This is a genomic window from Foliimonas ilicis (assembly GCF_039939195.1).
Taxonomy (GTDB): Bacteria; Pseudomonadota; Alphaproteobacteria; order Rhizobiales; family Rhizobiaceae; genus Foliimonas; species Foliimonas ilicis.
Genome location: NZ_JBDUUH010000006.1, coordinates 53,655 through 75,646, shown reverse-complemented (window position 1 = coordinate 75,646; position 21,992 = coordinate 53,655). Strand labels below are relative to the sequence as shown.

At 57.9% G+C, this 21,992-nt stretch carries 25 protein-coding genes; 20 read left to right on the top strand and 5 right to left on the bottom strand.

The genetic code is table 11. The features are described 5' to 3' along the window. Positions 1-64: 64 nt before the first annotated feature. The 10 genes from ABFT80_RS14455 to ABFT80_RS14410 all read left to right on the top strand — a co-directional run bounded on the left by ABFT80_RS14455 (position 65) and on the right by ABFT80_RS14410 (position 8,080). Positions 65-580, top strand: coding sequence for an SDR family NAD(P)-dependent oxidoreductase (locus ABFT80_RS14455; protein WP_347972636.1), 516 nt, complete (start codon positions 65-67; stop codon positions 578-580). A gap of 55 nt (positions 581-635) precedes the next feature. Beyond that, positions 636-1,652 carry an alpha/beta hydrolase family protein gene (locus tag ABFT80_RS14450; RefSeq protein WP_347972635.1) on the top strand — a complete coding sequence of 339 codons (1,017 nt, stop codon included), beginning with the start codon at positions 636-638 and terminating at the stop codon, positions 1,650-1,652. Between the two features lie 85 nt (positions 1,653-1,737). Continuing rightward, positions 1,738-2,826: a DUF7256 domain-containing protein gene (locus ABFT80_RS14445; RefSeq protein ID WP_347972634.1), complete on the top strand. Its 1,089-nt coding sequence runs from the start codon at positions 1,738-1,740 to the stop codon at positions 2,824-2,826. 117 nt (positions 2,827-2,943) lie between these two features. Then, entirely contained in the window at positions 2,944-3,189 is a 246-nt protein-coding gene (locus ABFT80_RS14440) for a hypothetical protein (protein ID WP_347972633.1), read from the top strand. Positions 3,190-3,275: 86 nt separating this feature from the next. Then, positions 3,276-3,827, top strand: a complete 552-nt coding sequence (locus tag ABFT80_RS14435; protein WP_347972632.1) for a TetR/AcrR family transcriptional regulator — start codon at positions 3,276-3,278, stop codon at positions 3,825-3,827. Positions 3,828-3,893: 66 nt separating this feature from the next. Further along, positions 3,894-5,324 (top strand): MFS transporter, encoded by a 1,431-nt coding sequence (locus ABFT80_RS14430; RefSeq protein WP_347972631.1) that lies wholly within the window; start codon positions 3,894-3,896, stop codon positions 5,322-5,324. Between the two features lie 49 nt (positions 5,325-5,373). Then, positions 5,374-6,228 carry an SDR family oxidoreductase gene (locus ABFT80_RS14425; protein ID WP_347972630.1) on the top strand — a complete coding sequence of 285 codons (855 nt, stop codon included), beginning with the start codon at positions 5,374-5,376 and terminating at the stop codon, positions 6,226-6,228. Between the two features lie 24 nt (positions 6,229-6,252). Further along, complete coding sequence (locus ABFT80_RS14420) at positions 6,253-6,684, top strand: Dabb family protein (protein WP_347972629.1); 432 nt, start codon at positions 6,253-6,255, stop codon at positions 6,682-6,684. A gap of 86 nt (positions 6,685-6,770) precedes the next feature. Then, positions 6,771-7,550, top strand: a complete 780-nt coding sequence (locus ABFT80_RS14415) for a MipA/OmpV family protein (RefSeq protein WP_347972628.1) — start codon at positions 6,771-6,773, stop codon at positions 7,548-7,550. 83 nt (positions 7,551-7,633) lie between these two features. Next, positions 7,634-8,080 (top strand): DoxX family protein, encoded by a 447-nt coding sequence (locus ABFT80_RS14410; RefSeq protein WP_347972627.1) that lies wholly within the window; start codon positions 7,634-7,636, stop codon positions 8,078-8,080. On the opposite strand, the gene ABFT80_RS14405 is transcribed toward ABFT80_RS14410, so the two are convergent. Genes ABFT80_RS14405 through ABFT80_RS14390 form a run of 4 tightly spaced genes read right to left on the bottom strand, consistent with a single transcriptional unit; the run spans position 8,077 to position 11,986 of the window. Next, complete coding sequence (locus ABFT80_RS14405; protein WP_347972626.1) at positions 8,077-8,766, bottom strand: glutathione S-transferase family protein; 690 nt, start codon at positions 8,764-8,766, stop codon at positions 8,077-8,079. The two genes, ABFT80_RS14410 and ABFT80_RS14405, sit on opposite strands and share 4 nt — an antisense overlap. A 41-nt stretch (positions 8,767-8,807) precedes the next feature. Then, the gene (locus ABFT80_RS14400) at positions 8,808-9,488 is read right to left on the bottom strand and encodes a class I SAM-dependent methyltransferase (protein ID WP_347972625.1); all 681 of its coding nucleotides are present in this window, start codon (positions 9,486-9,488) and stop codon (positions 8,808-8,810) included. Continuing rightward, positions 9,485-10,387 (bottom strand): NAD(P)/FAD-dependent oxidoreductase, encoded by a 903-nt coding sequence (locus ABFT80_RS14395; RefSeq protein ID WP_347972624.1) that lies wholly within the window; start codon positions 10,385-10,387, stop codon positions 9,485-9,487. The genes ABFT80_RS14400 and ABFT80_RS14395 overlap by 4 nt, the downstream gene beginning before the upstream one ends. A 15-nt stretch (positions 10,388-10,402) precedes the next feature. Further along, a complete protein-coding gene (locus ABFT80_RS14390) occupies positions 10,403-11,986 on the bottom strand; it encodes an MFS transporter (RefSeq protein ID WP_347972623.1) in 1,584 nt (527 codons plus the stop codon). A gap of 122 nt (positions 11,987-12,108) precedes the next feature. Here ABFT80_RS14390 and ABFT80_RS14385 point away from each other — a divergent pair, with 122 nt between their 5' ends. Beyond that, positions 12,109-12,555 (top strand): Rrf2 family transcriptional regulator, encoded by a 447-nt coding sequence (locus ABFT80_RS14385; RefSeq protein WP_347972622.1) that lies wholly within the window; start codon positions 12,109-12,111, stop codon positions 12,553-12,555. A 334-nt stretch (positions 12,556-12,889) separates the two neighbouring features. On the opposite strand, the gene ABFT80_RS14380 is transcribed toward ABFT80_RS14385, so the two are convergent. Further along, entirely contained in the window at positions 12,890-13,822 is a 933-nt protein-coding gene (locus ABFT80_RS14380; RefSeq protein WP_347972621.1) for a LysR family transcriptional regulator, read from the bottom strand. 193 nt (positions 13,823-14,015) lie between these two features. Between ABFT80_RS14380 and ABFT80_RS14375 the strand changes: the two genes are divergently transcribed. The 9 genes from ABFT80_RS14375 to ABFT80_RS14335 all read left to right on the top strand — a co-directional run bounded on the left by ABFT80_RS14375 (position 14,016) and on the right by ABFT80_RS14335 (position 21,957). Then, positions 14,016-14,972, top strand: coding sequence for a dihydrodipicolinate synthase family protein (locus ABFT80_RS14375; RefSeq protein WP_347972620.1), 957 nt, complete (start codon positions 14,016-14,018; stop codon positions 14,970-14,972). A gap of 25 nt (positions 14,973-14,997) precedes the next feature. Further along, positions 14,998-15,540: a 3-hydroxyanthranilate 3,4-dioxygenase gene (locus tag ABFT80_RS14370; RefSeq protein ID WP_347972619.1), complete on the top strand. Its 543-nt coding sequence runs from the start codon at positions 14,998-15,000 to the stop codon at positions 15,538-15,540. Between the two features lie 50 nt (positions 15,541-15,590). Continuing rightward, complete coding sequence (locus ABFT80_RS14365; RefSeq protein ID WP_347972618.1) at positions 15,591-16,760, top strand: ABC transporter substrate-binding protein; 1,170 nt, start codon at positions 15,591-15,593, stop codon at positions 16,758-16,760. Positions 16,761-16,854: 94 nt separating this feature from the next. Then, positions 16,855-17,772 (top strand): branched-chain amino acid ABC transporter permease, encoded by a 918-nt coding sequence (locus ABFT80_RS14360; protein ID WP_347972617.1) that lies wholly within the window; start codon positions 16,855-16,857, stop codon positions 17,770-17,772. Further along, positions 17,772-18,761: a branched-chain amino acid ABC transporter permease gene (locus tag ABFT80_RS14355; RefSeq protein ID WP_347972616.1), complete on the top strand. Its 990-nt coding sequence runs from the start codon at positions 17,772-17,774 to the stop codon at positions 18,759-18,761. Before ABFT80_RS14360 ends, ABFT80_RS14355 begins: the two co-directional genes overlap by 1 nt. Further along, the gene (locus ABFT80_RS14350) at positions 18,758-19,507 is read left to right on the top strand and encodes an ABC transporter ATP-binding protein (protein WP_347972615.1); all 750 of its coding nucleotides are present in this window, start codon (positions 18,758-18,760) and stop codon (positions 19,505-19,507) included. The genes ABFT80_RS14355 and ABFT80_RS14350 overlap by 4 nt, the downstream gene beginning before the upstream one ends. Continuing rightward, a complete protein-coding gene (locus ABFT80_RS14345) occupies positions 19,507-20,208 on the top strand; it encodes an ABC transporter ATP-binding protein (protein ID WP_347972614.1) in 702 nt (233 codons plus the stop codon). Before ABFT80_RS14350 ends, ABFT80_RS14345 begins: the two co-directional genes overlap by 1 nt. Continuing rightward, positions 20,195-21,001, top strand: coding sequence for an aspartate dehydrogenase (locus tag ABFT80_RS14340; RefSeq protein WP_347972613.1), 807 nt, complete (start codon positions 20,195-20,197; stop codon positions 20,999-21,001). Before ABFT80_RS14345 ends, ABFT80_RS14340 begins: the two co-directional genes overlap by 14 nt. A 14-nt stretch (positions 21,002-21,015) precedes the next feature. Then, complete coding sequence (locus ABFT80_RS14335; protein ID WP_347972612.1) at positions 21,016-21,957, top strand: alpha/beta hydrolase; 942 nt, start codon at positions 21,016-21,018, stop codon at positions 21,955-21,957. The last annotated feature ends 35 nt before the right edge of the window (positions 21,958-21,992 follow it).

Sequence of the window (21,992 nt, the reverse complement as noted above, 5' to 3'; positions counted from 1 at the left end):
TTTGAATATAGAAAGTCCGGATATTTTTGTCCATCTCTGGTCGTAACAACGACAGGAGATACCAATGCCCAAAATTCTGATCACCGGCGCGTCGTCAGGCTTCGGTCTCACCACGGCGAACCTCTTCCTCGCACAGGGCTGGGAAGTCATTGCGACCATGCGCGCGCGCCGGACCGGCGTCATCGTCAACATTAGTTCCAGCGTCACGTTGCGCCCGTTCCCCGCGCTGTCGGTCTACAGCGCCAGCAAGTCCGCACTCAATGCATTCACCGAGAGTCTGGCCCTTGAGACGGCGCAATTCGGCATCCGCACGCGGCTGGTCCTGCCAGGTTCAGCCCCGACGACCGCCTTTGGAAAGAATGCTGTCGCGCGCATGGGGATGAACGTCCCGGCGCCGTATGAGGCTTTCGTGCAGGACTATCTTGCAACGATGCGCAGCTCGACCGAGAAAACTGAGACAGACGACGTGGCACAGGCCGTATGGCGGGCCGTGACCGAGCCGAATGCCCCGATGCGCCTGCCCGCTGGCGCCGATGCGCAAACAATCTTTGCCCATACAGCTGCTCAGGCCAACAGCTGAGTGCACTGGCCCTGTGGGCCGACAGTGCGCAGGGACGTTAATAAGGATGAACAAAATGAATAATCTCATCGATCTATCGCGCTCCATCCCAACGCCTGAGGCTGTGTTGACGGTGGCCTATACCCCTATCATCGTGCCCATGGCGGGACGCACGCCGCTTGAACTGCGCCTGACCGCCCCGGCCAGCGGCGACACGATGCCAGTCGTGCTGCTATCGCACGGCGCCGGTCCGTCCAAATATCTGCCGTCAAAGGATGGCTATACACCCCTGGCGCAGTTCTGGGCCGAACGCGGTTTCGCAGTCATTCAGCCAACCCATGGCAATTCTCCTGTCGCCGGCCTGCCGGAGGAGGCACCCGGCGCGCCCTATTTCTGGCGCCAGCGTGTGTCCGAGATGACGACAATTCTCGACCGTCTGGATGAGGTGGAACGGCAGGCTCCGGCGATAGCGGGTCGCCTGGATTACGGACGCATCGCGGCTGCTGGCCACTCGTTTGGTGGCCACACGGTCAGTCTGCTTTTGGGCGCGCGGCTTGCGGACGAAAGCTTTGCCGATCCGCGCATATCCGCAGGCATCCTGCTGGCCACACCGGGTCGTGGTGGCAGCGATCTCACCGCGCAAAGTGCCGCCCGCTTCCCGTTCTTCGACGTGGATTTTACGCATATGACAACGCGTAGTCTTGTGGTCTGCGGTGCAGACGACAACCCGCATTTCACGTCACGCGGCCCGGAGTGGCATGCAGATGCCTTCCACGACAGCCCGGGAGCCGAGGCTCTGGTCACAGTGCATGGCGTTGGTCACGGGTTGGGCGGCATTGCCGGGTTAGACGCAAAGGAAACCGAAATTGAAGCGCCCGATAGTCTCGAAGCGACGCGGCGCCTCAGTCTGTCCTGGCTCCACACCGCATTTGGCGTTGATGTAGATGCCTGGCCGTCTTCAATCGCTTCACTCGAAGGAACCGCAAGCACATTGGCGCACGTAACCCTCGCTACCAACTGCCGAAGCTGCATATCCCCTTCCCATCCCTCCCTGGCTGTCGGTCAGCCTTCGACCCCCGTGCCGCCTGTTTGACCGAAACGATCCCTCGCCTAAAATAGACATTGTTATCGTCGGTAAGTTCACCGGTACTCAGAATCCGCATTTAAGGACGGTGGCCATGCCCGACGATGAAGGTGTTTCCTACGGTGTCGGTCTGGCACGACTGCGGCCAGGTATGTCCACATCGGACGTTGCCGCAGCTCTGGGGGCACATTGGCGAACGCCTGCGCCTCACAAAGGCGGCATCGTCGATACTCTTGAGAACAGTCACGGCGTTGTCGTGCACCTCGACAAGAAAGAGGCCATTGGCCGTGTCTCGTTCGACTGGCGCTTCCAGGCCATTCCGATCGAGGGAGTTCAGATGGGAATGACCATGGACGAAGCGCGCAAGGCGCTTCCGGACCTGGAGATCGGCGACGATTTCCCGATGATGCGCGGAGTTCGTGAAGGGGTTAGGAAATTACCCGATGGCGTGCTGATGCGGGTGCGTTTTACGCTTGAAAAGATCAATGCCATATCATTCAGCGCGAACGACGCCGAATATCGCGAGGCTTACGCGCCGCCTTACGCATCGCCGAGCGGACGCCCCGGCGCTCCCTTTGCCGATGTCAATTTCAAGCTAATTGTCTTGTCCTCTCTTGTGGAGAGGAAAGCACTCAATCTGGGAACGCCGCAGGATCTTGCATCGCATGTCCTGCAGCGCGACGTCGATCTTGAGGAGGAGGGCTATGACCTTATGCCCGAGGTGCTGGACTATCTGGCGCGCTATCCGTTGACCGAGGAAATGCTAGCTCAGGTGGATTCGATTAGGTTCGATGCGGGCAATAAGCTCTATCGTTTCGCATGGCATTACTGGGGAGGCGCAGACGACACTTTCGACGTGTCCGACATGGGCGGTATCGACCTATGCCCCAATATAACCAGCGTCTCGGCAACATCGATGATCGAGCGGACCGATATCCGCAAGCTGTCCCCTTTGGCTCACCTGACGCATCTCTCGATTTCTACCGCCGTCGACAATCTGGAGGCGCTTCGCGACCTGAAAGCTCTCAAGCAGCTTCGGTTGCTCGACAACAGGACCTATGCCGACGCAATGACGCCTGCGCATCCGACGAGAGCCTTGTTCGAGGAGGTGAAGACTGGCGGCGTCACGGTCTGGCTCGGTCCGAGTTCGTGGACGGGCGACCGTCCGCCACCATTCGAGTAAAGCCTTCTGGTGATCTGCCTCATCGGACGCACATGAATAGCTGACCACAAATGGCGGTGATGCCTTATGTGAAGATCGCTATCTGGACAGCGCTAGCCCAATTGGTTCTGATAGGCCATGGCAAGTCTCGTAAAACCGTTCGCTGTAGGGGTCCTGGTGATCGCCTGTGCCCTGTTGATCGGGTTGGCAATGTATGCGGCCTACTATTTCTCGATAGGTCGTCTGATCGCTTCGTTTTTTGACGCTGGGGACAGGTCTCTGTGGCATCTTGTCCTGCACATCGCCGGTTTCGTGCTTGTCTACATCGCAATCGGATATCTCGGGATGGCGGTGTGGCGCCGCTACGGCCTGGGCGGAAGCTAACGCCGGAAAACACCACAGAAGCGCGTTTCCCGCAGGAAGCAACAAATCGGCTTGACAATTCATGCTAGTGAGTGTTCACTATCAATATGAAACCGACACAGAAAAAACAGCGCGTTGGCGCCGATGAGCGCAGAGAACAGATTCTGGCCGCTGCTCTCACCGAGTTCAGCCAGAAGGGTCTGCACGGCGGCTCGACCGTGAATATCGCGCAGGCTGTCGGTATCTCGCACCCAAACGTGTTTCGGCTCTATCCAACCAAGATTGACCTGTTCACCGCTGTTCTCGAACAGGCTTTCGCCACTGTTGCCAGGACCATGCTGAAAACCGGCGAAACGACCAAAGACGAACCTCTTCAAGCCATGGCGAATGCGTGGGGCGTCCTTATGGACGACCGAGAGCTAATGCTGATTTTGCTTCAAGGCTATGCAGCGTCCGCAGATACTAAAGTTCGAGAACTGATGCAGGGCTGGACGCGCGATGTGTTCGAGCGAATGGAGGCCCTGCCCTCGGTTGGGACCGACCTGGCCCACGACTTCTTTGCGGCAGGGATGCTCTATATGATAGCCGCCTCCATGGATTTGCCGGCCCAGACCAACAAGGTCGATTGGATTAAACGCTTCCTCGAATCTGGTCGCTGACTGGCAAGGAAGCCCCTTTTTATTTGCGTGGTTAGATAGTGACCACTCACTAGCATGAGCTAAAGCATGAACGATCATTCAACCCAACTGACCTCGCTACCATCGGAACCATCCGCTCTCAAACGCAGCCTCCCCCGCTGGGTCGCCATGACCGGACTGTCCATGTCCATGTTTCTGATCGTCCTCGATGCGACGATGGTCAATCTCGCTACCGTCGCTATCCGGGACGGGCTGGGGCTTTCAGCCACAACGCTGACGATCGTCGTCAATGCCTACCTTGTCACCCTGGCAGGCCTTCTGTTGCTGGGCGGCCGCCTGTCAGACGTTCTCGGCGGCCGTCGCATCTTTCTGGTGGGCATGGGCATCTATCTGTTGGCATCCATTTTCTGTGCCGTAGCCCTCGACAGTTCGATGCTGATCACAGGGCGTATTGGTCAAGGCGTGGGAGCGGCCCTCGTGGTGCCTTCCGCCCTCGCTCTGGTGCTCGATCTTTATAACAGCCCCTCTGAACGCGTGCGGGCCATGGGCATCTGGGGCGCTGTTTCAGGTACGGGCAGTCTCGTGGGTGTTTTCCTTGGCGGGATGTTTACGGACATGTTCGGATGGCCCTCGGTCTTCTGGGCTCCAGTACCGTTCTGCATCGTCAGCGCCTTCATTGTGCTTCGCGCTGTTCAATCCGGAAAAGGACGCGCCGGCTCCTTCGACACCCCGGGTGCCGTGACCATCACACTCGGAATCGGATCGCTTGCATTCGGCATTATCTATGCCGCCGAAGCGCAGTGGGCCGCACCCGGCGCATTCGCCGCAATTGCTGCTGGTTTCGTGTCCATAGCTGGCTTTGTCGCGATTGAACGACGCGCTTCTCATCCGCTGGTGCCACTGGAGATTTTCCACAATCAAACCGTCGTCGCAGCCTGTCTGGTTGTACTGCTGATGGGGGCGACGCTGGCGGGATTGTTCTTTTTTCTTCCTCAGTACCAGCAACAGATTCTCGGCATGGACGCGCTGACAACCGGCATGTCGCAAATTCCCCTTGCACTGATGACCATCGTCGGTAGCGGCGTCGCACCTGTGCTGGCTCGCGTCATGGGTCTGCCATCTGCCCTTGCGGCCGGGATTACCGTGCTTCTCGCCGGCTTCCTCATCCTGGCCTTCAACCCGGCCACGACCGGCCTCTCAATCCCCCTGATGGTAGCATTCATCCTCATCGGAGGCGGTCTCGGCGTCGGGCTTGTTAACGGCATTGCACTCGCTGTTCGAGACGCATCAGAAGGACAGTCCGGGCTCCTGAGCGGCTTGGTGAATACAGCACAGCAGATCGGTGGCGCCCTCGGTATCGCTCTTATCGCTGGCATCGCCATCGGAGCCGGGAGCGGCGAGATCGATTTCACGGCTGCATTCGCCGGCCAAGCCTTCCTCATCCTCATCGCGCTGGGCCTTGCCCTCACCGCGATCGTCAAATCGCGGCGCGAACCGAATGCGCTCGATCCCTTCTGAGCCCTCGTCAGAAACACATTCCACACTCAACCAACGAAAGCCTCTCTCCATGTCCACCCCTTCGATCCTAGTCACCGGCGCGAGCGGCGCAATTGGCTCGACCCTCGTTCCTGAATTGCTGGCCCGGAATGCGACAGTTGCCACCATGTCGCGTAACCCTGCCTGGTCACTCCCGGGCGCACGTAAGATTATCGCTGATCTTGGCGATGAAAATGCACTCCGGAGTGCATTGGAAGGTATCGATGTTGCCTTCCTGAACAGCCCCTCGGGCGAAGACGCAGCCACCTTGCAGATCAGATTCGCGAACCTCGCCAAGCAGGCCGGCGTGACAAAGCTCGTGCTGCTCTCGCAGTACGGCGCGCGGGAGGTTTCGCCAGTCCGGTTTCTACGCTGGCACGCCCGCGTCGAGGATGCTGTGGCCAAGCTCGAGTTCGACCTCACCGTTTTGAGGCCAAACCTCTTCATGCAATCCCTGCTCGCATTTGCTCCAACAATTGCGAATGGCGCCTTCGCGGCTCCGATCGGCATCGCCGCCGTGAGCACCCTAGATGTGCGCGATATTGCAGCTTCGGCGGCTACTGTTCTGACGGGAAGCGGTCATGAGGGAAGAACCTATACTTTGACGGGTCCGCGCGCTGTAACCCACGCCGAAATGGCGCAAGCAATCGGCGAAGCGACCGGACGCAACATCACCTTCCACGAAATCACACCAGATCAGTTCGCCGGCGCTTTGCAAGGCTACCTGCCGGAGTGGCAGCTTGCCGGGCTGGTCGAGGACTATGCCCATTATGCGCGGGGCGAGGCATCCGACGTGCACACAAGCGTCGCCGAACTGACCGGCCATGAACCGCGCGATATTGCCGACTTCGCCCGCGATCACGTCGCTGCGTTCGGCCGAGCCTGACACCCAACCCCGAAAGGACCCAAGATGATCTATCATTGCATTCGCATGAGCATCAAACCCGAAGTTTCCAAGGAACAGGCCAATGCCATCCTGGAACGCATGCGCCGAGAAAGCGTCAGCAACCCCCTCGTACGCTCATTGGTCATCGGCCCTGATTATGGGGGCGAATTTGACTATGGTGCCATCACGGCCGTTGAGAATCTTGCCGATTATGAGGCCATGATGAACGATCCAACGCATCGCGAAATCGATCGGATCGGCCTGCCTCTTGTCGAGAAATTCATGTCATTTGACATCACCGACGATGCCGATCCCGATATGAATGCAAAGATCGCTAATATCCATAGGCGGCGTTACCAGGCGATGCCTGACGTAGCAGGTCTGGTTTCTGGTCTGGCTGGCTATAGCGGAAGTTCTGCGCCAGCTTCAACTGGCATTTCTAGCAAGTCGCGCTGAAGCGACGGCTTCACGACCAACTTCTAAATCAATCTCTATCGCAATCACCTTGTCGGGAGCGTCGTTTTTCGGCGAACGCCTCCGGCATGGCTAAAGGGCCTCATCCCATGAACTTTTGCAAACGGACGCTGATATCTTCGACCATTACCCTGGCGTTTCTCGCCAATATACCTGCCGTCGCTCAAGGGCAGGACTGGCAGTTTGAAGCCGGTGCCGGTGTGATTTGGAGCCAGCAGGCATATGGCACTTCAACGACCAGCCCAGTTCCGATCATCGACTTTGACAGCACCTATTTTCGGGTGCGAGGCGACGCCGCGGACCTGAAGCTGCCGTGGTTTTCATCGGAGACCCTGAACGTCTCGCTGAGATCCCGCTACATGTTCGCCGAGGGCTACAAGCCCGGTGATGCCGACATTCTGGACGGCATGGACCGTCGGCGAGCCGCGCTTTGGAGTGGACCTGCTATTGAGTGGAACACACCTCTGGTAGATCTGAGCGTTGAAGGCATGTTCGAAGTGTCCGGCGACAGTGAAGGCAGCCGGATCAAATTGGCCGCATCGCACACGTTTTTCCTCAACGGGATCGGCCTGACCCCGAGGGTTGGAGCCACCTGGCTCGATTCAAACACCGTCAACTACTATTACGGCGTTCGCCCCGAAGAGGCGACAGCCACGCGCGCTGCCTACGAAGGATCGTCAACGATCAATTTTGAAGCAGGTATCAGCGCCTTTCACTCGCTTGGCGAAAACCACCACGTAATGTTGGACGCCAGCGTCACCAGAGTTGGTGACAGCATTGCCGACAGCCCGATCACTGTCGACAAGACCCTTGCCTCCTTCATGTTCGGCTACGCCTACAAATTCTAACCCCTTCAGAAAACGCGCTCTACGTTCCAAACTTTGGTTGTTTGGGCGCGGCTCGTATCTGCCACCACGAAAGGTTTTCCATCATGCAGACGACCAAATTCCGAAATGCCCTCTACTTTCCCGCATTGGCCTCGCTCTACGCGCGCCTCGACACACCGGCAGAAACCGTTTTGCGGGTCGTGTCGGGAGTTGCCCTCGTGACCCACGGCTTTCCGAAACTGATGAACCCTTTTGGAGCCGTGGAAATGGTTGAAGGGCTGGGATTCTACCCGGGCATATTCTGGTCACCACTGCTCGCGGCGACCGAGTTTTTCGGGGGCATCCTCATTGCCCTGGGCCTCTTCACGCGTCCGGCTGCGGCAGCAGCGACCATCGTTCTGCTGGTCACTGTCTGGTTTCACTGGATCACATTGGGCCAGGGATATGCCGGAGCCGAGAAGTCGATTCTCTGGGCCGCGATAATGGCCTTCCTTGTCATCCGCGGCGGTAACGCGCACTCGGTCGATGCACGAATAGGCAGACAGTTCTAGAGCGACACACCCGTTTGCTCCATGAGACCAAGCGCTTTCAAGCGCTTGGTCTCAGGATACGAGGGGCGGGCCACACTCGGGCGTCGAGAAAACCTGTCGAACCAGCCCTGAAGCTTCATGCATTCAGATGGAATCGGCACGTCGTAAAAGTCGGCCACATATTGCAAGGTGGCCATCGCAACGCAATCGGCCACAGTCACCCGATCGCCGGCAATAAATTCATCCTTGCCCATCATACGGTCGATGAGCCGAAGCTGATCGAAATACCGCGCCGCACAGATTTCAGCGACCTCCTGGCTGGTTCGCACGATGCCGTGGCCGAGGACGCTTCCATGTCTTGCCCATAATCCAAAGAACGTCAGCGCTTCATCGAGCATATGGACGAACTGCCGGGTGCGAGCCCGGGCGGCCGGTGTGGCGCCTAGCATGTCAGGGCCGGAGGCCGTGTCTTCCAGATATTCGAGGATGGCGAGTGACTGGCCGACGACCGTACCATCATCGTCTTGGAGAATTGGCATCGAGCCTGTCACAGTCAGGCCCTTGACCGCCTCCGGCGGAAAGCCCGCGTTCCTGTCCGGCTCGCCATACAGGACAAGCTCAACATTGGAGGGCTCTTTTTCGGCCAGATAGATATTGAGGCGCTGCGGATAAGGTCCGAAGGCGAAGTTGTAGAGCGTGATGGGCAATGTTTCGATCTCTATGTTGTCCTGCGTGTGGCTTGTTAATGCTAGCTCGCGGTCGCAACCCAACCGCGGAATGAGAACGCAGCGTAGAACAAGGCTGGGTTTCGAAAGCCCGCTTCGACCAACAACGCTTCCTCGTCGGCAGAGGGCAGGAGCGGCAGGCGTTCAGCCATGCTTTTTGCGGACGCGGCGGCGACTTTGGGGTCGAGCGCGGCACGATTGGCGAAGGCGGCCGATCTCGCCAGCCAGCGTTCGGCCTCGTTGTCAGGCGCTGCGTGATGGGCGACCACGAGAACGCTGCCGGGTCTTAGACGGCAGCAAATTTCCCTGAGAACATGCAACCGCGCGTCCCGGTCGAGAAAATGGAGTGTGAGCAGGCATGTCGCGCCATCGAAAGGACCGCCTGGAGCTTGATCGACCGTCCCAGGCAAAAGTTCTATTTGCTCGGCAAAGGGCTTGATCGTCTGCCGGGCAATGTCGAGCATGGCTGTGGAAGGGTCGACACCGACAAAACGCCAACCGGGCTGCGCCAGCGCCATAGCCTTTAGTTCCAAACCGCCGCCGGCGCCGACGACCAGAATGCGGGCGGCATCCGGCGCACGCTCGGCAAGGAGGAGCGCCACCATCCGGTGCAGGTCCAACAAACCTGGCACCTTCTTTGGCGTTTCCTCGGCATAGGACGCGACAGCAGCCGGGTTCATGAACGGGTTCACGTTGGCGTTCATGCCGCTGCCTCGAAGGCCAGCGAACGATGGATCGCCATGGCGGCCATGACACCATCGGCGCAGGCAAAGGTGACGTTGTGCGCGATTCTGGTAATATCGCCTGCGGCGAACACATTCGGCACGCTGGTCATCTGCATCTCATCGACCTTGATCATCGGTCCAAGTGGGCCTGCCTCGATCGCGCATCCGATCTGTTCGGCAATAGCGCTGTTGAGATGATGGCGTGGACCAATGAACAGCGCGTCGAGCAGGCGGGACCGACCACCGGCCAATTGGATCTCCGAAAGGGTATGACCTTCGCCGGTCAGCCGCTCGACGGGTGCAGCCTCGATCTGAACGCCGCGGCGTTCTAGATCTTCGCGTGCTTGCTGGTCGATCTGGCTGCCATCGAGGTAGAAAGTCGTGGGGCCCCATTCCGAGATAAGTGCTGCCTGATGAACCGACATGGGGGTGACGTTGAGAACACCGAGATTCTGACCGGCAAACTCATAGCCGTGGCAATAGGGGCAATGGATGACCGACGATCCCCAGCGTTCCGCCAATCCGGGTTTATCGGGCATGATGTCGGAAATGCCGAAGGACAGGAGCAGCCGGCTCCCATTAATTATTGCCCCGCTCCATAGGGCGAGCGAAAAGGTGCCTCTATTGTTGCAGGCATCCGCGGCGGCATCTTTGATGAAAGTCACCGTTGGATAGGCCGCGACCTGCTCTCGCATTGTATCGAGCATGGCTTTGGGATTGCTCCCGTCCTGAGCGAAAAAGCCGTGCGATTGTGCGGCGAACCGATTTCGGGGTTCGCCCGTATCGAGCACGCAGACCGTCTTGCGGGCGCGCGCCAGATACATGGCGGCGGAGAGGCCGGCAAAGCTGCCGCCGATGATGATGGCATCGTAGTGCATGAAAACCTCCAGCGATCAGATTTCGGCCGGAACCGGAACGACCGGCACAGGCTTTGCCGGGCCGCGCATGACGACGAAAGCGAAGAGAACCGCCATTACCGCGACCCCGGCCCACATGGCTTGCTGCCAGCCCTGAACGAACGCTTCCTGCGCTGTCCGATAGAGGGCATCGGCATAGGGAAGCCCTTGCTCGACGATGGCCATGGCATTGGCGATATTCTGGCTAGCGGCTGCCGCCGCATCGTCGGGAAAATCCGATAAAAGCGGCGCGATCGCGCTGCCATAGCCAGCCGCGAACACCGCACCGAGCAGTGCCACACCAAGCGAAGTGCCCAGCTCACGAGTCACGTCATTGAGCGCGGATGCCACGCCCTGCTGTTCGCGCGGCAGAGACGAGGTGATGGCTTCGGTCGATGGCGCCATGGCGAGACCCATGCCGATGCCCATTGTGATCATGCCAAGAAGCACCGAAAGGTAGCCGCCATCGACTGAAACGAGCATCGCCATGAGTGCGAGGCCGGCGCCACCGAGTAGAACACCGCTGGCAATCGTCGCCTTGGGGCCAATCTTTGCGGACAGTCGCGGCGCAACTCCGGAAAAAATCATCATCAAGAGCGCCATGGGCATCAGTCCAACCGTGGCGAGCAGGCCCGACCAGCCAAGTACAGCCTGAAAGAAGGGATAGAGGACGATGAACACGCCCGCCTGAACACCGAACCAGGTCATCAGTGATACTGAACCGCTCGTCAGGCTGCGCTTTCTGAATAGGCGGATATCGAGCAGCGGTTCGGGGTGACGCAATTCCCACCAGATAAATGCACCAAACGCACCGACGCCAAGGGCTAGACCGGCAAGCGTTTCAGGAGCTGACCATCCGATCGCGGGGCCTTCATGCAAAGCGAAGCTGGCACCCATGATGGCGACAAGCGACAGGACCGATCCAACAGTATCGAACCGATGGGGCGAAAACTGGCGTGAGTTCGGGACTGCGCGCAGCGCCATCACGGCCGCAACGACGGCCAAGATGGCCGGTAGGGCGAACAGCCAACGCCAAGACAGAAAGTCAACCAGCACGGCGGAAAGGAACATGCCCAGAATACCGCCTGCACCGGCAACGCCCGTCCATACACCAATAGCTTTGGAGCGTTCCTCGTCAGGGAAGACCGATGTGATGACCGAGAGCGTCACCGGCATGATCATTGCCGCGCCGACGCCGCTCATAAACCGCGCGGCGAGCATGATTTCGGTATTGGTAGCCAGGCCCGACGCGATGTTGGCAATACCGAAGACACCGAGACCGATCAGCAGCACTGGCTTGCGGCCCCACCGATCTCCGACCGCGCCGAGCGGCAGCAACAGGGCTGCGAGGCTGATCGCGTAGATGTTGATCATCCAGAGAACCTGGCTCTGGGAAGCACCCAGATCGAGGGCGAGGTGCGGTTGCGCGACGTTGAGCCCGGTCACTGCGGCGATCACGGCCATCAGCGCGATGCAAACGGTAATCAGAATGCTTCGCCGTCGGCGAGGATCGTGAACGGTGGGGTCGCCCGATTCAACCGAGGATAGAAGGGGAGGAAGCGAGGTATCGAAGCTGGACATAATGGCACCCAATAATGTATCAGTTGATGCTACATAACAGGACGCCTATTATGTATCAATAGGTGCTACATAAGATTGTGCACGATGGTTGACGGTGAGGCCCGCAAGGATCGGATCAGGAAATGAACAAGGACACCAGGTTATCGGACGTACTGCATGTGCTTTTGCACATGGGCCAGGTTGATGAGCCCTTGACCTCCGACGTCCTCGCCAAAAGCATGGGAACCAACCCGGCTGTGTTTCGCAGAACGATGGCCGGCCTCCGTGACGCCGGCTATGTGAGATCGGGAAAAGGTCACGGTGGAGGATGGCAATTGGCGCGACCTCTGAACCAGATCACTTTGCTAGACGTTTACGAGGCTCTCAACCGACCGAATCTATTTGCGATAGGCAATCGGAATGACCATCCGGATTGTCAGGTACAGAAGAACGTCAATGTTGCACTTTCCAGCACGATGACACAGGCAGAGGCTTTATTCATCAGGCGGTTCGGTGAGCTGACGCTCGATCAGCTTGTGCCAAGACGACCAGCATCAGGCCGCAACGCTTCGGAGACAAGTGCAACGTGAGAATATCGAAAGGCGCCGCAGGTATAGAGCTGATGATAGGCGGTCGAGACCAGCCCAGCATCTCAGCCTCGGCAATGTGTGCGTCGCGGTCGTTTCGCGAAATACGGCCGGGAGTACCTCTCTGTAACGAAGCCGCGTCCGGAACTGACAGCCGCCGGTAACGACGACGATTGCGTAAGGCTGGCCAGCTTGTTGTCGATCGTCAATCAGGAGGTCGGTGCTGCATTCCTGCCAAGGACGCGAGCAAGAAATGCGTGGGCATCACTGGATGCTCTTACACAGCGTTCAGAGCTCCTTGCAAGCTAATCGCCAATGCTTTGACACTCGATACCGATTAATTGTCCGCAGGAAACTCAATGTGCGGCACGAGTTCGCGTAGCACGCTGCGTAGCAGTGGACGGATGGCAATCGTAGCGGGTGATGCAGCGCGATCGCGCGCTGTAATGATAGACACGTCGCGTGCGATGACTGGCTCTGTCAGCGGCCGCGCCAAAATTTTGCGACCGTTGAGCCCGGCAAAGGCATAGGTTGGTAGAATGGCAACTCCAGCACCATTTTCAACGAGTGCCAGCGCGGTGTGAATCTGATGGACTTCGAGATGCGGTCGAAGGGCAAGCGCGGCAGATTCAAAGCCGAGCTCTGTGAGAAGACGGATATTACTCTCCCTCGTCAGCGCTATGATAGGAATGTCGCGCAGCGAGCGCCACGGAATCTCGGAATGTGTACTGAGTTGGTTGTCGGGCTGCATGAACAACATCAGGCTGTCTCGCAACACGCGTTGTGTTTCAATACCGTCTTCATCCTGGGCGAATGTTCCCACCCCCAGATCGCTCAGGCCGGTCCGTACCTTTGTCACGACCGCGTCAGCGGCTACGTCCTCAATTCGGATGCGCAGAGTTGGATAAGTCTCTTTCGCTATCCGCAAGAGGCGCGGGAGCACTGTAGCGCCAATCAATGGAGGAGCAGCGATTCTTACCAATCCTGTGCGCAATTGGCCGAGATCGCGCACCGCATCCACCGAGCGCTCTATCTCCGCGAGCCCCGCAAGCGCACCGGCTGCGAAAACCCTGCCAGCTTCCGTCAGCTCGACACGGCGCGTCGTACGGTCGAACAATCTCGTGTCGAGCAGGGTTTCGAGATCCCGGATAGCATGGGAAACGCCGGCCTGGCTGGTGTGGAGACGTTCGGCGGCGCGTGAAAAGTTCCCCAGTTCAACCACCGCCTGGAAACATTGTATCTGTCGAATGCTAGCCATGCCTGAATTCATATCACACTGCGCATGAATATATATGGAACTCGTAGGTTAATGCATAAAAAATTTTGCTGCTTACTACGCTGCAGGTCGACTGCAGTAAATCGGTATCAGAAAAATTCATACCTAAGCACGTGAGCCCGTTTCGGCTTGGAAAAGGAAACGACGTTCGTAAGAAAACGCGCCGCGGAAGACGTTAGGAAATAGCATGAAATACACGCGCAAAGATGCAAAAGCTCATTCAAGGGCCACCATGAAGGGCGTGTGGGCAGCCGCTAACACGCCCTTTAAAGAGGACGGCAGAATCGACGAGAGCGGATTCCGTCAGAATATCGATCATTGGATCAACGATCTGGGCATCGACGGATTGTTCGTCGCCGGAAAGCAGGCCGAATTCTTCTCTATGTCGCTCGACGAGAGAAAGCGCATGTTCGACGTCGCAGTCGATGCGGTCGGCGATAAAGCGCAAACAATTATGTCCTGCTCCGACCAGAACTTGGATATGGTAATTGACCTCGCTAAGCATGCACAGGCCGGTGGCGCTGATTACATCGTGGTTCATGCGCCTGTGCTGAGCTTCTTTCGCGCACAGGACGAAACGCTACTACGCTATTACGAAACCATTGCCGAAAAGGTTGATATTGGCATCGCACTATGGTCGCATCCAGATAGCGGTTATCTGATGAGTCCCGAGCTCTGCAGCCGCCTTGCCGACATCGAAACGGTCGTTGCAATCAAATATTCCGTACCGCGGGATATGTACAAAAAGCTGACGCAGCTTGCCGGCGACCGCATCCTGATTTCGACCGCATCGGAAGACGAATGGCTCGACAACGTCCTCGAGCTCGACTGGCAGCTTTATCTGTGCTCCTCGCCGCCATACACATTCCAGACGAAGGCAGACCGCCGCATCCGCGCTTATACCGATCTCGCTTTCGCAGGGAAGGCTGAGGAAGCCCGCGCGTTACGCGACAGCCTTAAGCCGGTGCGGGACGCGTTCGGTAAAACGCGCCCAGCCGAAAAGCCGCATGCGCATCAAAAATATTGGCAGGAGCTGCTCGGTCAGGTCGGTGGCCCCGTGCGGGCTCCGTTGCTCGAACTTACCACGGATGAGAAACGGGTGACCAAGCAGGCCTTCGAGACCTGTGGCCTGGAAGTCAATTGAACTGGAAAATAAAGGGAAAATTTAGATGGCTAAACTGGGTGCCTTCAATCTGCAGAAGTGGATCGACGAACATAAGCATCTGTTGAAGCCGCCGGTTGGCAATCAGCAGATTTGGAAGAATGCGGATCTCATGGTGACCGTGGTTGGCGGACCCAACCAGCGGACTGATTATCATGACGACCCGGTCGAAGAGTTTTTCTACCAGCTTAAGGGCGATATGCTCCTCAAACTATATGACGGCAAAGAGTTCTATGACGTGCCGATCAAAGAAGGCGAAATCTTCCTCCTGCCGGCACATGTTCGACACTCTCCCCAGCGTCCGCAGGAAGGATCGATCGGACTGGTGATCGAGCCGGCACGTCCCGAAGGCGCGCTCGATGCGGTCGAGTGGTATTGCTTCGAATGCCAGGGCCTGGTGCATCGAGCCGAAGTTGACCTGGAATCGATCGTCGACGACCTTCCGCCGATTTATGCGAAATTCTATGCGGACGCAAAGCTGCGGACGTGCTCGCATTGCCAAACCGTACACCCGGGCAAGGCGCCGCCGGAAGGCTGGGTCTCGCTCTGACAGTCGAGCAGACCGTTATTTCAATCAAAACAACAACAATGGGGAACGGAATGAAGCTTTCAAAATGGATTCTGGCGTCCGCCTTTACCTTGAGCTCGGTCGGGCCTACCCTCACACAGGATGCTGTCAAGATCGGTGTCATCACGACTCTGTCGGGGCCTGGTGGTTATCTGGGACAAGACGTGCGCGACGGCCTAAAACTCGCGATTGATCATGAAGGCGGAAAACTAGGCGGTGTGCCGGTCGAACTGGTTGTCGAGGACGACGCCGCCAAGCCGGCCAATGGTCGCCAGATCGCCGAGAAGTTCATGGCCGACGACGGCATCAAGCTGTTTACAGGTATCATCTTCTCAAATATCGCGGGCGCTACGGTTCCAGATATTGTAGACAATGATGCGATTTACATCAGCGCCAATGCGGCTCCGTCGAACCTGGCCGGCAAGGAATGTCACCAGAACTATTTCGTCGTTCCATGGCAGAATGACTCGTTGCACGAAGCCTCGGGGCTTGCAGCCAAGCAGCTCGGCTACGACCGCGCCTTCGTTCTCGCGCCCAACTATCAGGCAGGCAAGGATGCGCTGAATGGTTTCAAGCGCACTTTCGAAGGCGAAATCATTGGCGAAATCTACACGCAACTCGACCAAACCGACTATGCTGCAGAAATGGCCCAAATTCGTGCCGCAAAGCCCGACGTCGTGTTCCAGTTTCATCCGGGCGGCCTGGGCATCGCCTTCATGCGTCAATATCAGCAAGCCGGACTGCTCGGCCAGATTCCCATGGTTCTTTCTGAGCCGTCCAGCGATGCGGTTGGCCTCAAGGCGCTTGGAGACGCCGCGATCGGCCTGATGGTAACGTCGCATTGGAGTCCAGATTTCAACAACGCGGCAAGCAAGGAACTGGTCGCCAAGTGGAAGGAAGCCTATCCGGACCGTCCACTGACCTATTACGGCACGCAGGGCTATGATGTTGGCAAGCTGATCGCCTCAGCGCTCAAGGTTACCGGTGGCGTGGACGACATATATGCGGTGCGGGAAGTTCTGCGCAAGGCGGATTTCGAATCCGTTCGCGGCAATTTCAGCTTCGGCCCCAACCAGCATCCTGTCCAGGACTGGTACTTGCTCGAGGTGGTTGAAGGTCCTGACGGCGTTCCCACGACCGTGACGCGCGAAAAGCTCGTCGAAGACTATGGCGATATCTATGCCGCCGACTGCCAGATGTAAGGTGCTGTTGCGGGTGTGTCGCTCGAGCCGCGGCGCACTCGCCTAGCTTTCTGTCGCATTTCCTTAGTTTTCCAAGTTATCTTTGATAGGTCCGATGACGCTCGTTATAGAACAACTTCTCAACGGGCTGCTTTACGGGATCATGCTTTTCCTGATGGCAGCCGGCCTGACCCTCATCTTTGGAATCATGGGCGTTATCAATCTCGCCCACGGCTCGCTTTACATGGTCGGCGCCTTTATCGGGACTTGGGTCGCTCAATATACCGGTAGTTTCTGGTTAGGCCTGCCGGCGGGCTTGCTTGCAGCTACGGCGACCGGCTTTCTCATCGAACTCGGCGTCATACGGCGGCTTTACAACCGTGATCACCTCGATCAGGTTCTCGCTACCTTCGCCTTGATCTTGATTTTCAACGAACTCATTGTCCTGATGTTTGGACGCCAGCCGCTGTTCGTACAGATGCCGACAGGTCTGAGCGCTCCGGTCGAACTGCTCCCTGGACTGTTCTACCCGGCGTATCGTCTGCTGACGATCGTCGTGGGTCTTATTGTCGCCGCCGGGCTGTTCTTGCTGATAGACCGCACCCGGGTAGGAATGCTCGTACGCGCTGGGTCCACGAACCGCGACATGGTGCGTGCGCTCGGGGTCGATATCCGCCTTCTCTATACCGCAGTGTTCGGGCTGGGCGCTCTTCTTGCGGGGCTTGCAGGCTTCATGAACAGTCCGATCCTTGCGGTTCAGGTAGGGATGGGCGAGCAGATCATCCTCGCCACTTTCGTCGTGGTGGTCATCGGTGGGATAGGTTCAATCAAAGGCGCGTTTATCGGCGGTCTGACGCTGGGCGTTCTTGATACCTGCCTACGAGCTTTTCTTCCTGGTCTGCTGCGCCAGATCATGACGGGTCCAGAGGCCGACGCGCTTGGTGTCGGCATTGCTTCCATGGGTATATATCTTCTGATGGCGATCGTGCTTTTGTTTAAACCTAGAGGTCTTTTCCCGGCGGGAGGTGCGTGATGCGCGTCTGGATTTCCGCCGCTCTGATAATCATATGCTTCGTTGCTGTCCCTTTTGCGGCCGACGCCATTGGCCAATCAGCGCTGACTAGCTTGGTCGCTCGCGTCATGATCTACGCTATTGCTGTCGCCAGCCTAAACCTCGTGATCGGCTATGGCGGCATGGTTTCGTTCGGTCATGCGGCCTTTTTTGGTATCGGCAACTATGTAGTCGGTATTCTATATGCCCACTACGCTGATGGCAGCCTTCTGTTCGGATTCATTTCCGGGACTAACCAACTCCTTATCACGCTGCCGGCCGCAATATTCGTATCGGGCCTCGCGGCCCTGATCATTGGCGCACTTGCGCTGCGAACCGGCGGCGTTCAGTTTATCATGATCACGCTTGCATTCGCCCAGATGGTGTATTTCTTCTTCGTGTCCCTTCAGGGTTATGGCGGTGAGGACGGCATAATCGTGCGGCAAGCCAACACACTGTTTGATCTCAACCTGCGCGATCGCACAACGATGTACTACGTCATCCTCGTTGTGACTGTTGCCTATTTCGTGTGGCTTTGGCGCGTGGTGAATTCCTCTTTTGGCGCTACCCTGTCCGGCATTCGCCAAAACGAGGAGCGCATGACGGCAATCGGCATCGCGCCTTTCAGGTACAAGCTTTACGCGTTTGTTCTGGCCGGCATGGGCGCAGGCCTTGCAGGTGCGCTGCTTGCAGTGTTTATGCGCTTTGCAAGCCCTGACACACTGCACTGGACCAAGTCCGGCGAGTTGATGGTGATGCTCATTCTTGGTGGCGTCGGCACCTTCTTGGGCCCGCTGTTTGGCGCAGGAGCGTTCCTCGTCCTGCAATCCTACCTATCCGCCTGGACGGAACACTGGCAGCTTGCGCTCGGCCTCGTTCTCCTGGTGATCGTGCTGGGCACCCGTGGGGGCATCCTCGGGCTGATTGCTTTTCTCCGCGAACTGTTCCGGAAACGGGGGGCCACATCATGACCGTCGTTCTTTGCACAGATAAGCTGGTCAAGCGGTTTGGAGGTCTGCTCGCCACCGACAATGTCGACCTCACGGTGGAGGAAGGCGAGATTCATGCGGTGATTGGACCCAACGGCGCCGGCAAGTCGACGCTTATCAACCAGCTTTGCGGAAACCTGCAGCCGAACGAAGGCCGCATCTTCATGGGCGGCTCGGATGTCACAATGACGGCACCCGCCGAGCGAGTCAGGCGCGGACTTGGCCGTACTTTCCAGATCACCAGCCTGCTCGGAGAATCCACCGTGCGGCAAAATCTGAGCATTGCCTTTCAAGCGCGCCTTGGCAATACTATGCGTATCCTTGACGCGTTTTCAAAACACCGCGAGGTCTGGCAGGAAACCGATACGATGCTGGCGCAAAGCCCATTGGCGCACAGGGCCGATATCAAGGCCGAAAACCTGTCCCATGGCGAGCGAAAGCAGCTCGAACTCCTGATGGCGCTGGCCGGAAAGCCAAAGGTGCTTCTGCTCGACGAGCCAATGGCAGGCCTCGGCCACACCGAAAGCCGCGATATGGTCGAAACGCTTAAAGCGCTGCGCGGTGCGGTATCCATGCTGCTTGTCGAGCATGACATGGATGCCGTCGCTGCTATGGCGGATCGCGTTTCCGTCCTGGTTTACGGCAGGATCATCATGACGGGCACCATGAAGGAAGTCAGGGAAAGCGCCGCCGTGCGCGAAGCCTATCTCGGCGAGGACATCGAATAATGCTGAGTGTAAACGGACTACAGGCCGGTTACGGTCACTGCCAAGTGCTTTTCGACGTGTCTTTCGAGGTCAAGAAGGGCGAACTCATCACGCTCATGGGACGCAACGGGATGGGTAAGACAACCTCGATCAAAACGATCATGGGTCTGGTATCGGCGCGCGGCGGGAAGGTAACCATCGACGGGAAGCCTGCAACGCGGCTTGCGCCCGAACGGGTAGCGCGCCTCGGCGTCGGCCTCGTGCCTGAAGGTCGCCAGATTTTCTCCAAGCTCACCGTTCGTGAAAACCTGGTGGCTACAGCGGCCGATCGAGATAAAAGACAGGATTCTTGGACACTGGAGAAGGTTTATGACCTTTTCCCTCGTATGCGCGAGCGAATGCACCAGATGGCCAACACACTATCGGGGGGCGAACAGCAGATGCTCGCGATCGGCCGAGCGTTGATGACCAACCCGCGCCTGTTGATTCTTGATGAGGCGACTGAAGGTCTCGCGCCGGTGATCCGCGCCGAAATCTGGGAAGTCATCCGGCAGTTGCGCAAAGCGGGTCAGTCGATCTTGCTTATCGACAAGAACATTGCGGTTTTGAAGACGCTTGCCGATCGTCATTTCATCATCGAGCGCGGTAGAACTGTCTGGTCCGGTACTGGCGTAGATCTGGAACGGGATTACGACAAGGTCCATTCCTATGTCGGCGTTTGAACGCATATGCCTCATTGGCTGGGGTGCGATCGCCCAACGGGTCTGTGAACTTCTAAGAGAGCGCAATGCGTCTTGCAGGATTGTGGGCGTTGCTGTCCGTGATGCCGAACGTGATCGTCCGGCCTTTCCGGATGGTGCAATGCTGCTGATTGAGCCGGCGAAGTTAATGCAATGCGCGCCAAGCCTGGTCGTCGAAGCGGCTGGTCGCTCAAGCGTGAAACCGTGGGGAGAGGCGAGCCTGCGGGCGGGTCTTGATTTCATGATTTCATCCACTTCGGCGCTGGCTGAGAACGACGTGCTTCAACTCATGACAGACATCGCCGAACGGAGCGGTGGGCGTATCATCGTGCCGCCGGGCGCGCTGGGAGGAGTAGACGCCTTGTCTGCAGCCAGCCGTGTCGGCCTCGACCGTGTGGTGCATCGCATTGTGAAGCCGCCGGCGGCCTGGAGAGGCACGGCTGCCGAACAGGTTTGCGACCTGACTGCGTTGACGGATGCAATGGTATTCTTCGAAGGTAATGCAGCGCAGGCGGCATCCGCATATCCGCAGAATGCCAACGTCGCGGTAATCACCTCCCTCGCCGGCGTCGGGTTTGAAAAAACCCGTATCGAACTGGTTGCCGACCCGGACACACAGCGCAACGTGCATCAGATTCATGCCGAGGGCGATTTCGGTGTACTCGATGTTCGGCTTGAAAACCTGCCGCTGAAGACCAATCCGAAGTCATCTGAAATGACAGCGCTCAATCTCGTGCGCGCCATCGAGAACCGCTCCAACAAGCTCGTTCTTTAAGCGGGGTTGTACCGATGTTTGATCTGCCAGGGGATTTTATCGCCATGACTGAAAACGCTGTCACAAACGCGTTAGGATCCCTTAGGTTGATCGAGGAAGGCAGCTGGCTTCGCGCGCAGCTGAATGCCGATTACGACGCGCGCGCCACCGTCGGTGAACGATTTGCCGACGAAATGAAGGCATATCGTTACGCTTCGCAGGCGCAGCGGGAGTGTTGGCTGCGCCATGAGGATGTGGTCTATGACGAGACCAGCGGTCAGACGCTTGACATCTATGGCTCTGTCGGCGCGATCACCCCACAGCCGGTGTTTCTTTTTATTCACGGCGGCTATTGGCGCGCCCTATCCAAGCACGACTCTTCAATGATGACGGGGCTTTTCGCCCAACACGGTATCTCCACCGCAGTAATGGATTATTCGCTGGCGCCCCACGCATCGCTTCACGAGATCGTACGGCAGGTTCGGGCTGCTGTACGCTTCCTGTTCGATCACGGTGGGCGCTTTGGTCTCGATCGATCTGCGATTCATATCGGGGGCAGTTCAGCTGGCAGCCACCTCGCCGCTTCGGTGTTGACGAACGGCTGGTTTGACGAAGGCGGGTTGCCAGTTCAAATGATCCGCTCTGCTGTACTGCTCAGCGGGCTGTACGAGTTGTCGCCCTTGGCCGCTGCCTTTCCCCAGGAATGGCTGTCGCTTGATAAGGCGGACGTCGTAGCCTTGAGTCCTATCCGTCATCTGCCGGAGGAAGGATGCCCAGTGCTGATTGCATGGGCAGGTTCTGAGCCCGCAGGTTTCAAGCGCCAATCCCGTGCCTTTCACGACGCTTGGATGAAGCGAGGCTTCGTCGCGCAAGCTCTCGAGATCAAAAACCGCAATCATTTTGATCTTCTGCTGGATCTGGGTAATGCTGATACGGCGCTTGGCCGCGAAGCGTTGAGGATGATTGCCGCTAACTGATTTGACTTATTGCCGGCAGCCCTTTGATATGCCTC